Origin of the sequence: Bacillus sp. AFS017336, assembly GCF_002555445.1 — a bacterium.
In the GTDB taxonomy this organism is placed as follows: Bacteria; Bacillota; Bacilli; order Bacillales; family Bacillaceae_G; genus Gottfriedia.
This window is the reverse complement of record NZ_NUCO01000015.1, coordinates 161597-175962: the sequence shown is the minus strand read 5'-3', so window position 1 is coordinate 175962 and position 14366 is coordinate 161597. Positions and strand designations below refer to the sequence as shown.

At 32.8% G+C, this 14366-nt stretch carries 13 protein-coding genes; 7 read left to right on the top strand and 6 right to left on the bottom strand.

Annotated elements, in window-relative coordinates; all coding sequences use genetic code 11:
• Positions 1-17: 17 nt before the first annotated feature.
• Positions 18-3362 (bottom strand): DNA polymerase III subunit alpha, encoded by a 3345-nt coding sequence (dnaE, locus tag CN601_RS07945; RefSeq protein ID WP_098170719.1) that lies wholly within the window; start codon positions 3360-3362, stop codon positions 18-20.
• A 225-nt stretch (positions 3363-3587) separates the two neighbouring features.
• Between dnaE and ytrH the strand changes: the two genes are divergently transcribed.
• Both ytrH and ytrI read left to right on the top strand, forming a co-directional pair.
• Entirely contained in the window at positions 3588-3923 is a 336-nt protein-coding gene (gene ytrH / locus CN601_RS07940) for a sporulation membrane protein YtrH (protein WP_306659816.1), read from the top strand.
• A complete protein-coding gene (gene ytrI / locus CN601_RS07935) occupies positions 3923-4426 on the top strand; it encodes a sporulation membrane protein YtrI (RefSeq protein ID WP_098119233.1) in 504 nt (167 codons plus the stop codon). The genes ytrH and ytrI overlap by 1 nt, the downstream gene beginning before the upstream one ends.
• 47 nt (positions 4427-4473) lie before the next feature.
• On the opposite strand, the gene CN601_RS07930 is transcribed toward ytrI, so the two are convergent.
• A complete protein-coding gene (locus CN601_RS07930; protein ID WP_098170718.1) occupies positions 4474-5412 on the bottom strand; it encodes a DHH family phosphoesterase in 939 nt (312 codons plus the stop codon).
• Positions 5413-5505: 93 nt separating this feature from the next.
• Between CN601_RS07930 and CN601_RS07925 the strand changes: the two genes are divergently transcribed.
• Together CN601_RS07925 and CN601_RS07920 are read left to right on the top strand one after the other, a co-directional pair.
• Positions 5506-5796, top strand: coding sequence for a YtpI family protein (locus CN601_RS07925; RefSeq protein ID WP_098119235.1), 291 nt, complete (start codon positions 5506-5508; stop codon positions 5794-5796).
• Positions 5797-5903: 107 nt separating this feature from the next.
• Complete coding sequence (locus tag CN601_RS07920; RefSeq protein WP_098170717.1) at positions 5904-6923, top strand: hypothetical protein; 1020 nt, start codon at positions 5904-5906, stop codon at positions 6921-6923.
• A gap of 368 nt (positions 6924-7291) precedes the next feature.
• Here the strand turns inward: CN601_RS07920 and CN601_RS07915 are convergent, their stop codons facing one another.
• Both CN601_RS07915 and CN601_RS07910 read right to left on the bottom strand, forming a co-directional pair.
• A complete protein-coding gene (locus CN601_RS07915) occupies positions 7292-8608 on the bottom strand; it encodes a DRTGG domain-containing protein (protein WP_098119237.1) in 1317 nt (438 codons plus the stop codon).
• A gap of 129 nt (positions 8609-8737) precedes the next feature.
• Complete coding sequence (locus CN601_RS07910; protein ID WP_098170716.1) at positions 8738-9424, bottom strand: metal-dependent hydrolase; 687 nt, start codon at positions 9422-9424, stop codon at positions 8738-8740.
• 192 nt (positions 9425-9616) lie between these two features.
• Here CN601_RS07910 and CN601_RS07905 point away from each other — a divergent pair, with 192 nt between their 5' ends.
• Together CN601_RS07905 and CN601_RS07900 are read left to right on the top strand one after the other, a co-directional pair.
• Complete coding sequence (locus CN601_RS07905; protein ID WP_098170715.1) at positions 9617-10711, top strand: M24 family metallopeptidase; 1095 nt, start codon at positions 9617-9619, stop codon at positions 10709-10711.
• A 1-nt stretch (position 10712) separates the two neighbouring features.
• Positions 10713-11246: a GNAT family N-acetyltransferase gene (locus CN601_RS07900; protein ID WP_098170714.1), complete on the top strand. Its 534-nt coding sequence runs from the start codon at positions 10713-10715 to the stop codon at positions 11244-11246.
• 110 nt (positions 11247-11356) lie between these two features.
• Here CN601_RS07900 and ald read toward each other — a convergent pair whose 3' ends face one another.
• Positions 11357-12490 carry an alanine dehydrogenase gene (gene ald / locus CN601_RS07895; RefSeq protein ID WP_098119241.1) on the bottom strand — a complete coding sequence of 378 codons (1134 nt, stop codon included), beginning with the start codon at positions 12488-12490 and terminating at the stop codon, positions 11357-11359.
• A 196-nt stretch (positions 12491-12686) separates the two neighbouring features.
• Entirely contained in the window at positions 12687-13457 is a 771-nt protein-coding gene (locus tag CN601_RS07890) for an SDR family oxidoreductase (RefSeq protein WP_098119242.1), read from the bottom strand.
• A gap of 370 nt (positions 13458-13827) precedes the next feature.
• Here CN601_RS07890 and CN601_RS07885 point away from each other — a divergent pair, with 370 nt between their 5' ends.
• The gene (locus CN601_RS07885; RefSeq protein WP_098170713.1) at positions 13828-14151 is read left to right on the top strand and encodes a hypothetical protein; all 324 of its coding nucleotides are present in this window, start codon (positions 13828-13830) and stop codon (positions 14149-14151) included.
• Positions 14152-14366: the final 215 nt, after the last annotated feature.

Below are 14366 nucleotides of genomic sequence, written 5' to 3'. Positions count from 1 at the left end.
ATTTTGAAGAAGAATGTCTATTTCTTTAATACAACATTACCGTCTCCTACAATATTTTTTAGCGCTGAAAGACATCCTACTGAAGGATTTACATAATATTGCTCAGATAATTGAACTGCCTTTTTTTCTTCATCGTAATAAAGAACTACCTTCGTATGTCCTTTATATTTAGCGATTGTTTGTTGTATTGTGTAAGAAATATTTTTATTAGTATGTCCCGTTATTTTAATAAATAAAGTATACTCTTTCTGCTCATTTCTTTCTTCCATTTCTTCAATTGTAAGTACTTCATTTATGATTAATTGCTTTCTTTCATCCCGTTCATCGATTTTTGCTTTTACGACTACTACTTCTTTTTCTTTTAATTTGTGGCGGTACTTTTCAAAGGTAGTTGGAAACACGACTGCATCGATTGAAGTACTTAAATCTTCTACTTGTAAAAAAGCCATATGCTGTTGTTTTTTTGTTTTTGTAATCCGTAAATCCTTAATATAGACAAACAATAAATGCTCCGTATCTTTTTTCATCAAAATTGACGAAATGGTGGAAGTCCCACTTTCAATATGCAATTTCTCATATTGGCTAATCGGATGACCTGTTAAATACGTACCTAATGCTTGTTTTTCCAATTCAAGCTTGATTGAAATTTTCATTGGATCTACTCTAATAATTTCAGGTTTCGGAACAAAATCTTCATCCAGAAATAAGTCAAATTGATCTTCATTTTCAGGTCTTACGATATCCACATAATCAAAAATAATATCGATATTAGCTAATAAAGTTGCGCGATCAAGATTAAACTCATCAAAGCATCCTGCAAAAATCAAATTTTCAATACTCTTTCGGTTCAATGCTTTTGGAGATATTTTAATACATACATCAAAAAAATCTTTATACGGGCGTTTCTGTAGAATTTCTCTTACAGTAGCCATACCAATATTTTTAATTGCCAACAAACTAAATCGAATCCCATTCCCTTCAACGACAAATGCATACTGACTTTTATTAATGGAAGGCGGGTAAATTGGAATCCCTTTTAATTTCGCTTCTCCAATATAATTCGATACTTTTTCTTCACTTCCTATAAAGCTTGATAAAAGTGCAGCATAAAATTGAAGTGGAAAATTCGCCTTTAAATAGGCTAATTGATAGGCAATCATACTATAAGCTACAGCGTGACTTCTGTTAAAACCATAATTAGCAAATTGAACAATTAAATCGTATACTTCATTTGCAACTTGCTCATCATAACCTTTAGAAATTGCACCTTCTACAAAATGAATTCTTTCTTCATCTAAAACTTCCTTCTTCTTTTTACTAACTGCTCTGCGAAGTAAATCGGCTTCACTTAAAGTAAATCCTGAAAGAGTAGAAGCAATTTGCATGATTTGCTCTTGATAAACGATTACTCCATAAGTTGGTTCTAATATTTTTTCTAAAACTGGATGAGGGTATGTCACCTTCTCCAATCCATGCTTATATTGTATAAATTTTGGAATTTGTTCCATTGGACCTGGACGATAAAGTGCGTTAACAGCAACTATATCTTCAAACTGATTTGGCTGTAATTGCTGTAATACTCTTCTCATCCCTGATGATTCTAACTGAAAAACACCTGAAGTATCTCCTTTACTTAGGATTTCAAATGTTTTTTGATCCTCTAACGGAATCTCTTCCAATTTAATTAATTCGCCCTTTGTTTCGTAAATTAACCGACAGACCTCTTCTAATAAACTTAAGTTTCGAAGTCCAAGGAAGTCCATCTTTACTAATCCTAGCTCTTCAAGTATTTCAGCAGGATATTGAGTTAAAAACACCCCGTGATTCCCCTCTTGTAGCGGGACAACATTTGTTAACGGAAGCTCAGAAATAATGACACCTGCTGCATGAATACTTGTATGTCGTGGAAGACCTTCAACACGACATGCTACTTCGAAAATTCGTTTATGAATACCGGAATGTTCTACGTGGCTATTAAATGCTTTTGATTGTTCGTAAACATCTTTTAATGAAATCCCTAACGTTGAAGGAATTAGTTTAGAATACCGGTCAATCTCTGATGGCGCCAGTCCCATTACCCTTGCAATATCTCTAATTGCCGCTTTTGCACCTAAAGTTCCAAACGTAATAATTTGTGCAACATGAACCTCACCATATTTTGATGCTACATAATCAATCATTTCATCACGTCGATGATCTGGGAAGTCAATATCAATATCGGGCATCGTAATTCTTTCTTCATTTAAAAATCGTTCGAAAAGTAAATTATAATGAATTGGATCGACATTAGTGATCTTTAAAACGTATGCTACTAATGATCCAGCTGCAGAACCACGTCCTGGTCCAACCGCAATTCCTTGTTCATGTGCATATTTAATAAAATCCCAAACAATGAGGAAATAATCATTGAATCCCATCTTATTAATCGTGTTTAATTCAAATTCTAATCTATGCTTAAGTTCATCATTCATTTCCCCGTAACGCTCAATTAACCCTTTTTCACAAACAATTTTTAAATATTCAACTGTTGAATATTCCTCAGGGACTGGATATTTAGGCAATAGAGGTTGATGAAATGGAATTGTTAAATCGCATAAATCTGCAATATGTAAAGTGTTTTGAAAGGATTCCTCTTCATCCGCAAACAAACTTAACAATTCAGTTTTAGTTTTATAATAATATTCACTCGAATATAGTCTTGGCCTTGATTCATCCGATAACTTAGTACCGTTTTTAACAGAAAATAATGCATCTTGAATAAGTGCATCATCTTTTTCAATATATCGAACATCATTTGTAATCACTAGCTTTATATTTGTCTCTTTTTGGAGTTGCTTTATTAATGGGTACAGAGCTCGATTTTCAGGTAATCCGTGATCCTGAATACTTACGTAAAAGTGATTGAAAATTGTTTGATACTCTTTTAGATGCAAGGTAGCTCTTTCAATCTCGCCATTTAAAAGTAAGTTTTCAATTTCGCCTTCTAAACCTGGAGTAATTGCGATTACTCCGCTACTATATGCTGATAACCATTTTTTAGGAATTCCTTGTGGTGATTTTGTTCCGATAATACTTGTCAGTTTTAAAAGATTTTGATAACCAGTCAAATCTTTAGCTAGTAAAATCAACGGATAAGACTGCTGTTCATCCATTAAAATCGAAAGCTTCACCCCAACAATAGGTTTAATTCCTGCTTTTTGACACGCATGATAAAAAGGAATTACACCGTACATGACATTTTCATCTGCAATTGCAAGCGCAGGATGTCCTTCTTTTACAGCAGCGTTTATTAATTCATCTATTTTACATGCGCTTTGTAATAAGCTATAAGAACTTTGAACTTGCAAATGAACAAAACTCATCTACATCCTCCTTACCATCTTTAGTTAGATTCTTACTTATACTTATTTAGCAACGATTTATTCGAAACCAACAGTTTAATATAATCTATTCTATCACAAAATGCGAACTTACATTCTATTTTCGTTCGTAAAAATTAAAACAAATCTTTTCTTAATAAACTTACTTTAATACTCATCATACACATCACACTTTGTCCATATATATTATTGAAGGAGTGAGGACAAGTGGAGCTTAAGTTGCCTTTTATACCGGCGTTAATTTCAATGTACTTTATTTCACTAGGAATAATAATCGGTGGATCCATAATTGGTTCAATTGGATACTATGTGATCGGTCAGCCACCGCTTAGTAGCATGTATGACTTATCAATGAAACTACGAATTTGGGCAATTGTTGGGGCGATTGGTGGAACATTTGACACTTTTTATAGTTTTGAAAAAGGACTATTTGAGGGTGAAACAATTGAATTCATTAAACAAATTTTCATGATTATCGCTGCTATGGGAGGCACTCATACTGGTACAATTCTTATCCAATGGTTTACTGGAGAACATGTTTAATGAAAGCTCCTCCAGAACGACTTTCACATGCTTGGGCAAAGTTTTTTGTAGGCATATTTTTCGGATTTATTATTAGTTGGCTTGTCTTTATCTATATGTATGGTGTTACAGAAGAAGAGCAGGTTAAACAAATATCTGAATTGAAAATGCTCAATAATGAATATTTAAGAGATAAAAATATATTAATTGAAAATACGGAACGGTTGAACAAAGAAAACAAACGAAATTTAACAGTACAAGAAATCAAAGTTACAATATTAAATTCCAAACAATACAATTTAAATTTATTCACACAAAATCAGATTATTAGTGATGTAAAAAATGACCTAAGTCATTTACTCACACAAGACATAAAAAGTGTTTCTCAAAATCGAGAATTATTAAGGCGAGCAATCGAAAACAAAGTTTATATTAAAGACGATCGGCGATTTAAACTTGAAATCGATACGATATACTTTGATACTGTGTTAGAAATTACATTAAAAATAAAAAGTACAAAATAAATGAGAGGCTATTCATTACGATAAGCCTCTCATTTTATTTTTTAATCTTACTTCTCTTCTTTACAAACCTTTTTAAGTTCTTCAACAACTTTTTCTGTTTCTTCCCACGAGAAGACTTTTGCTCCAGATGCAAGCGGGTGCCCACCACCATTAAACATAGCAGCTACTCCATTTATAACTGGACCTTTAGAACGAAGACGTACTCGAATTAAATCATCTTCCTCTAAAAATATTACCCAAGCTTTTACGCCCTTTATATGGCCAAGCGAACTTACTGCTAATGAAGCTTGCTCAGAGGTTACATTATATTCTTCCATTAGAGCCTTCGTCATATTTATATGACCGACACCTTCTTCTGTAAGTTTGAAATTTTGAAGAACATATCCATTTAAATGAGCCATCTCAATTGATGTTTCGTACATATTGTCATAAATTTCGTTTATTGAGAAATCCTTCTTAATTAAATTGCTAGCGGCATGAAAAGTTCTTTCTGTCGTACTTGGAAATAGAAATCTGCCTGTATCTCCAATGATTCCTGCATAAATTAATCTTGCAACTTGGTCTGTAATGACTAATTGCTCATTACTACTCTCAGCAAGTTCAAATATCAACTCACTTGTTGAGCTAGCAGTTGTATCAACATGCATAATATCACCATATGGATCCACATTCGGATGATGATCAATTTTAATAAGTTTCTTTCCATTAGTATACCTAGCATCATCTACTCGCTCAGTATTCGCTGTGTCGCACACAATAACAAGAGCATCATCATATACTTCGTCTGCAATTACATCCATTTTATGTAAATACTCTAGCGATTGTGGTAATTCTCCTACTACATATACTTTTTTTGCAGGATAACTTGCTTTAATCATCTCTGCTAAACCGCACTGTGAACCAATTGCATCTGGGTCTGGACGAACATGACGATGGATAATGATCGTATCAAATGAATGTATATCTTTTAATATTTGTTCTTTCAATGTTAAACTCTCCTTTATATGAAAACTTTTGAAATATAGTTTCTATGACTGTAAAATAGAATTATGTATTAGTTATTGAAAGGTGGAAGCTAAGTGGATAGCATCGCAACAGTCTTAATTATATCTTTTCTATTCTTCTTATTTTACGTTACCAAATTTTTCTTTACAAGCGAACTACTTACAAAAAAAATTGCTGGCTCGCGTGCAAGAATTACTTTTGGTTTATTCCTATTACTTTATGGTGTAAATCAAATGGTTAACAAGCTTGAGTTATTAACAATTTGCATTGGAATTGTGTTCATCATATTTGGTGCGGCAAATCTATATCGTGGATATTTACAAAATAAGCACTATAAAGCAATTGAAAATAAACAAACTGCTTAAAATTAAGTGCAATCAAACGACCAAGAGTGTAAACAATTACACGGGAAATCACAAGAAATACAAAGACTTTAAGATAATAAAAGAAATCTAGAAGGTGCGAAAACAACATGATGACAGAAGAACTATTTTCATCGAAATTTGATGAACTTGTAGAATTATCACATTCTAGTACCAAGCTTCAAAAGCTACTTTCTTTTGCGGAAGAATTAGAAAACCAAGAGGAATGGGGCTATCTATATTATGTCAATATGGAATTAGCAGAAACCGCTTTCTCTATCGGTGAAATAGATTTGTTTATTGATACCTTTTTGTGGTGCTTAGATTTATATGATCAAAATGAAGAACGCATAGAGCAAGAACAAATCTTATGGTATTACAAATGGCTATTAGAAATTTTACCACATTCTCTCAGATTCTCTTTAGAAGATATTCAACAGTATTTCGAGGACTTTAAGAATCGTTTAGTGATTGCAAACTATTCTTTAAGACCTTATTTTCAGGCTTTATATGTAATGAACTTATATTTAAATAAAATTGATCTTGCAGAGCAAAACTATCAACTATTTAAAAAATCTCCAAGAGATGATTTAAGTAATTGTGAAAAATGTGAATTGTATGGTGATATGATTTATTTTCTAAAAACTAAAAATCTTCAAGAAGCGTTAACGATCCAAAATCAAATAATGAATAGCACAGTTGATTGTGACGAAGCAATTCATAAATCCTACTCAAAATTACTTCTGCCATTATTAGAAGTAAACAAAAAAGAAGAAGCACTACTCATTCAACAAAAAGCTTATTTTGTAACCTATAATCGTTCAAAGTACATCCCTGAATTAAGTGAGCAAATTATCTTTTTAACTCATTGTGATCCTGACAGAGCGATCGAAATGTTCTATAAACATGTAGATTTATGTGACAATCTTTCAAATCTAGCATATAAATTTGAATTTTGGCTTGCAGCATTATTTATGGCGAAAAAATTAAAATTAAATGAGCAAGATTTTATTTATGATTTAGAAAAGCTAGAAAAAATTGTCTATGACCTAGCAAAGGATTTTGATACTAGAAACGAAAACAATGAATTTGTTAATAGAGTTAACAAACTACTTTCAAACTTAAAATAAAAGATGATTAGGCAGGGGCCAGTTAGTTCCCTGCCTTTTTCTAGTTTAGAAATACGAACAAAATGTGTACTTTGTTTATAGAGTTGTGAACTTTGTTCATAAAAGGACGGGTTTTGTGCATAAAGCTCAGACTTTTGTGCGTATTGTGCGTGGTTTTGTTCATAAACCTCCGACTTTTGTGCGTATTTTCCCTGGTTTTGTTCATATACTCCGACTTTCATGCGTATTGTGTGTGCGTTGCTATGTTCATATGCTCAGTTTTATCGTGCGTATTGAGGTTTCGTTCATAAAAGGATGATTTCCCAAAAAAAACACTAGGAAACCTTACTTCCTAGTGTTTTTCAAATCTATTTAAAACAGCCTCGATATTATCGATCTAATAATTGCATCATCATTAATGCTTTGCCTACTAATATTCCTTGTTGAAATACTTCAACGTCTACCTTTCCAAATTTACGACCTAGTTCTAGAACTTTTGGTTTTATTTCAATTACGTCATCAATTTGAACTGGCTGAACGAAGTAAATTGTAATATTTTCAACGATTAAGTCCCCTTTTTTCATATCGCGAACAGCACGTTTGCCCGCCTCGGTTACAATCGTCGTAAATACGCCATGTGACAGTGTTCCGATTACATTTGTCATTTGCGGAGTTACATTACATCTTATAGTGAAGTCGTCATTTTTTTGTTCTTTATTATTATGGAATTGACTAGTAACAATATCATCAATTGTTTCGCCAACTTGAGGCTGACGTTGTAATTGTTGAAGTGCTTCAAGTACATCTTGACGACTTATTATACCGATTAAGTTATTCGATGAATTGACAACTGGCAGAAGCTCGATTCCTTCCCAAACCATCATTCTAGCTGCTGCTGCTACTGACATCTTTTCGTTAACACTAATCGGTTGTCTAGTCATTACTTTATCAATTCTTTGGGTACGTTGTTCGTTAATGATATCTTTTGAGGTTACGATTCCAATTAATTTACCTCGATCATCGACTACAGGATATCTTCCATGCCCAGTATCTCTATTATGCTCATACCATTTTTCTACTTCATCTGTTGGAGATAATGTAGCTGTTTTTTCAGTTGGAATCAAAATATCCTCTACTAATACTATATCCTTTTTAATTAATTGATCATAAATTGCTCTATTTATTAATGTCGCGACAGTAAAAGTGTCATAACTTGAAGAAATGATTGGCATTTTCATTTCATCTGCCAGACGCTTAACACTTTCATCCGTATCAAATCCACCTGTCACTAAAACCGCTGACCCTTCTTTTAGTGCTAGTTCATGCGCTTTCACTCGGTTTCCGACGATCAATAAATTATTTGCACTAATATATCGCATCATTGCATCAAGTTGCATAGCACCAATAACAAACTTATTCAGTGTTTTATGTAAGCCTTCTTTACCACCTAAAACTTGTCCATCAACAATATTAACAACTTCGGCAAAAGTTAATTTTTCAATATTTTCTTTTCGTTTCGTTTCAATTCGAATCGTACCTACGCGTTCGATCGTACTAACAAATCCTTTGTTTTCCGCATCTTTAATTGCTCTATACGCAGTACCTTCGCTTACACTTAAATCTTTCGCAATTTGTCTTACTGATATTTTATGACCGACTGGCAGTTGTTCAATATGTTCTAGTATTTGATCGTGCTTTGTAGTCAATTACCTCACCAAGCTTTCAATGGTTGTATTAATATTTTTATTAACTATTATATAACAATTCATACCATGAAAAAAAGCACGTTTCAACGTGCTTTAAAAACTGTACTATAAATTTCTATATAATTTGTATTACACTATTGAAATTTTTGTATTTGCCTCGTGAATGAAACCATTTTTCTTCGGTAATTTTTCTAGGAATTCATTTGGATCTACTTGGATTGGTGGGAACGTATTATAATGCATTGGAATTACTTGCTCTGCGTTAATCCACTCTGCAGCAATTACTGCATCGTCGATTCCCATTGTAAAGTGATTTCCTATTGGTAAATATGCTAGATCAATCTTTTCATATTCACCTAAAGTTTTCATACCTCTATAAAGCGCAGTATCTCCTGCATGATAAATCGTTTTTCCAGCAATTTTTAGTAAAACGCCAGATGGCGGACCAACATTAATGATTTGTTTATTTTCTTCATCAACTATGCTTGAACCATGAATTGCTTCAACTAATTTTAATTTTCCAAAAGAAAATTCTTTTTCTCCACCAATATGCATAGGAACAACTTTCACTCCTTGCCAAGAGATCCAAGTTGCTAATTCAACTGGAGCAATAACAGTCGCATCATTTTGTTTAGCGAGTTCAACCGTATCACCTAAATGATCACCGTGACCATGTGTTACATAGATATAATTCACTTTAAGCTCGTTTACTTTCACATTAGTATGTGGATTTCCGTTAATAAATGGGTCAATAATAATTGAATCTTGACCTTGCTCTACTAAAATAACACTGTGCCCAAAATATGTAATTTTCAAATTAAGTCGCTCCTTTATAAAAAATTAGTCTCTACCACATTTTAACAGATTATTTTCCATTACAAAAATAAGAAAAAAGTTAACTATTTTACGAAATTCGATAAAAAATGGTAAAATACTACTGATAAGAACTGTAAAGACTTTTTTTGTTTATTGCAGTAATTTTTGTTTTTTTAAGAAAGGATGTTACAAATGGAACACCGTATACAAAATCTATCAACTTGGTTAAAAGAGCAAGATATTCAACTAGGATTTATTACATCTACTGAGAACGTATTTTATTTAACAAATTTCCATTGTAATCCACATGAGCGTCTTTTAGCTTGTCTAGTATTTCCAAATCATGAGCCTATCCTTGTTTGTCCACAAATGGAAGTTGGACATGTACAAAATGCTGGTTGGAAATATGATGTAATCGGCTTTAATGACAGCCAAGATCCTTGGGCTATGATTCAAGAATCATTAGCCAAACGTAACATTACAGTAAATCGTATGGCAATCGAAAAAGAACATCTTCTTGTTGGTCGCTATGAAAGATTAGTACAACTTTTCCCTGGAGTTCAATTCCTTGCGGCTGAAGAAAAATTACATGACTTACGCTTAATTAAAGATAGTGAAGAAATTCGTCGTATGCAAGTTGCAGCTGAAGCAGCAGACATGGCTTGCCAAATTATTGTTGATCGTATTGCTGAAGGCAAAACAGAAATGGATCTAATTGCTGAAATGGAATACGAAATGAAGAAAAATGGTATTTCTAAAACTTCATTTAGTACGTTAATTTTAACTGGTGCAAACTCAGCGCTACCTCACGGAAATCCTGGTACTAACCCTATTAAAAAAGGTGATTTCGTACTAATGGACTTAGGCTTTATCGTTGATGGTTATTGCTCTGATATTACTCGTACAGTAATGTTTGGTCAACCAAATGATCAACAACGTGAAATATATGAGACTGTATTAAAGGGTCAACTTGCTGCAATTGAAGCAAGTAAACCAGGTGAAGTATTAGGTAATGTTGACCGTGCTGCTCGCCAAATTATCTCTGACGCTGGTTATGGTGAATATTTCGTGCACCGAATTGGACATGGTTTAGGAATTGGTATCCACGATTATCCATCAGTAAATGACTCAAATACTGATATTATTAAACCTGGCATGTCTTATACAATTGAACCAGGAATTTATGTTCCAAATGTTGGTGGAGTACGTATTGAGGATGATATCGTTATTACAGAAACAGGTGCAATTACGTTAACGAAGTTCCCTAAAGAATTAATCATTCTATAATATGAATCAAAACCAATTAATAAAAATTAGGCAAGTCCTTCCTTCTGACGTTCCTATTATGCATAAGTGGGAATGTGATGATGAGCTTGGTAAGCTTGTAGGTATCGAAAAACCTCGTTCTTTAGAGGAAGTAGTAAAAGGTTACGAAAAGTACTTTAACGGACTTAAACCAAATCTTCATTTGTTTACAATCGAATACAATGGGGTTTGCGTTGGAAGAATTGAGTTAGGAAATCTAGATCAAGAGAATAATCACGCTGCTTTTGGAATTGTAATTGGCGATCAATCAATGCATAACAAAGGACTTGGATCATTCGCTTTAAATTACCTACTACATTATTCTTTTAATGAACTAAAACTCGTAAAAGTATATGGTGAAGTATATGACTTTAATATTGCTTCACAAAACTTCCTTACAAAATTAGGCTTTCATTTAGATGGTATATTGCGTAAGCATGAGTATTTTAAAGGTGCTCATCGTGATATGTATCAATATAGCATTTTGAAGGAAGAATTTAATTCTTGTACAGAATAAATACAATCAGAAAACCCCATCTTCATTTTATTGAAAATGGGGTTTTCTTTACCTCTTTTGCTCATTAAAAAATCCCTTTACCAAAATTGATAAAGGGATTTAACGATTTATTAGTTTGTAGAAACAGACGTACCTTGTAATAAAGTAGTTGCTTCTTTATATTCTAAACCATGTGCTTCAGCTACTGCTTCGTAAGTTACATACCCATCAAGAGTATTAATACCTTTGAATAAAGCAGAGTTATCTAAGCAAGCTTTTTGGTAGCCTTTATTAGCAATTTGCACTGCATAAGGAACAGTAACATTTGTTAACGCCATAGTTGAAGTACGAGGTACAGCACCAGGCATATTTGCTACAGCATAGTGTACTACTCCGTGTTTCTCATATGTTGGGAAATCATGAGTTGTAATGCGATCTGTCGTTTCGAAAATACCACCTTGGTCAATTGCAATATCAACTACAACTGAACCTGGTTCCATTGATTCGATCATTTCTTTTGTTACAAGTTTTGGAGCTTTTGCACCTGGAATTAATACTGCACCGATTACAAGATCCGATTCTTTAACCGCTTCAGCAATATTGTAAGGGTTTGACATTAAAGTCGTAATTTGATGACCAAAAATATCATCTAATTGACGTAAACGATCTGGGTTTAAGTCAATCATCGTTACGTGAGCACCAAGACCAACAGCTACTTTAGCAGCATTTGTTCCAGCTACACCTCCACCGATGATTGTAACTTTTCCACGACGTACTCCCGGTACTCCACCTAATAAAATACCTTTTCCGCCTTTGTTTTTTTCTAAGAATTGAGCACCGATTTGAGCAGACATACGTCCAGCTACTTCGCTCATTGGAGTTAATAATGGTAATGTGTTACCAACTTGTACAGTTTCGTATGCAATACCAACTACTTTATTATCAATTAAAGCCTTCGTTAATTCAGGCTCTGGAGCTAAGTGTAAATATGTGAATAAAATTAATCCTTCACGGAAATATCCATACTCACTTGGAATTGGTTCTTTAACTTTCATAACCATTTCATTATTCCAAGCCTCTTGCGCTGTTTCAACAATTGTTGCGCCAGCTTTTACGTATTCTTCATCAGTAAAACCTGAACCAAGTCCAGCACTTGTTTCAATGAAAACTGTGTGACCATGTCCAACTAAGTTCATTACTCCAGCTGGTGTCATTGCTACACGATTTTCGTTATTTTTTATTTCTTTTGGTACACCAATACGCATGTTATTTCCCCCTGAAATATAATTGATTCGTGCCTCTTTGATGAGCTCTATTTATTAAATAAATAATACATTTTTATATTAACACAAAACATAAAGACAGAAAATGAAAACGCTTAATTTCTTATAATAAATATTAATTCAGAATCTTTCTTACTATAAATTATGCTTAAATTATGGAATTGTCCCATCAAACTCATCATAATGGATTATGTCTATATTTGTTAATTACATCTAAACCACCTGTAATTTCAAATATATCTCCTGTTATAAAATCAGATTCTTCCTTACATAAAAACTGCACCATTCTAGCAATGTCTTCTCCAGTACCAGACCTACCTACCGGTGCTAGCCCTTTTCCATCTCTACTTGCTTCATCTCGATTTACTTCTTTCATATCGCCAAAAATATCACCTGGACAGATCATATTAGATGTTATTCCGTTTTCTGCTTCTTCATAAGCAACAGTTTTAGTTAATGAAACTAGCCCTACTTTTGCTGCGCTGAAAGCAGATCGATAAATCCATCCCGAAGCCGAATTAGCACCTTGAAAACCATAGTTAATAATTCGCCCATATTTTTGGTTTCTCATTATTGGAATAATTTGCTTTAAAAGATAAAACACACTGTGCAAATTTCCATACATCAAGTATTCCCACTCTTCATCTGTGTAGTCAGCCAGTTTTTTACGGTTAAATAAATATGGTCCAGCATTATTAATTAAACAATCAACCCTACCGAATTTCTCCATCGTTTTTGAGACAATCTCTTTAATAAATACTTTATCGGAAATATCACCTTTTATAAAAAGAATGTTATTTAAATAGTCCTTCCATTCTTCTTTACGTTGTATGACGGCCTGCTCATCCGAAAAGTATGTAACAGTGACTGAATATCCTTCTTTTAAAAATGATTCAGTTACTTTCTTCCCTAACCCCTTCGTTCCTGCCGTTATAACAGCATGTCTCATAAAACTCTTCCTTTCAAATCTAAATAATTTTATATATGTGAAAATCATCTAGATAACTCAATCAATTGTATGTATAAGCAAGGTCATAAACTTTCATTCTAAATTTTAGTAAAACCTTTAACACAAAGTCGTTCCTTAAAAATCCTGTCATTATCTTATACAAAAAAACTGTAATTTAGTAAGATTATTTTATTAAATGATAACTATGATTTCTATTATTTTGAATTATTTTCCTTTTATTTTAATTATTTTTATTTTTAGTTTTTTGCTCTTTTCACTAAATCCGAAATCTAAATTATAAAATTTTACAATTCAATTTGTTTCACTTATTTTTTTCAATGTATAATATACTCGAGGGGAGGAGTAAAAAATGTTACAAGATTATTTTTCATACGATGAACGATTAGGTATTTTTCTACCCAGCTTAAAGTTAGATTGGGAAGATTACTCTTTCGATCAACAACAAATGATTCTTACAGAATGGGAATATATCCGTGGTGAAATACCTGATCTAATTAAACGCTTAGAGTTTTCAATTAATGATAAGCAAGAAAAATTAAATCATGAGTCTGATTTTGTTTTGAGCTGTAAACTAAATTCTGACATTGCAGATTTAGCTTCTATCATTAATGATCTTTGGATTTGGTTTAGAAGTAACCAACAAATGTCGAATGATACAAAAATACATGGTTAAAAAGCCAACATCTAGTTTGTTGGCTTTTTTCACGTGTTGAAAAAAGCACTTTTCAATCAATCAACAATATCTTCAATGTAAAGGAAGTTGTACGTGGTTGATTTCCACTCTAACAAGAGCCATTACTAAAAATTTGATGTATTACACAAACAAATAATCTAAAAAACAAAGAAATAATATCATCAAAAGAAATTCATTAAATAGTTAATTTAATA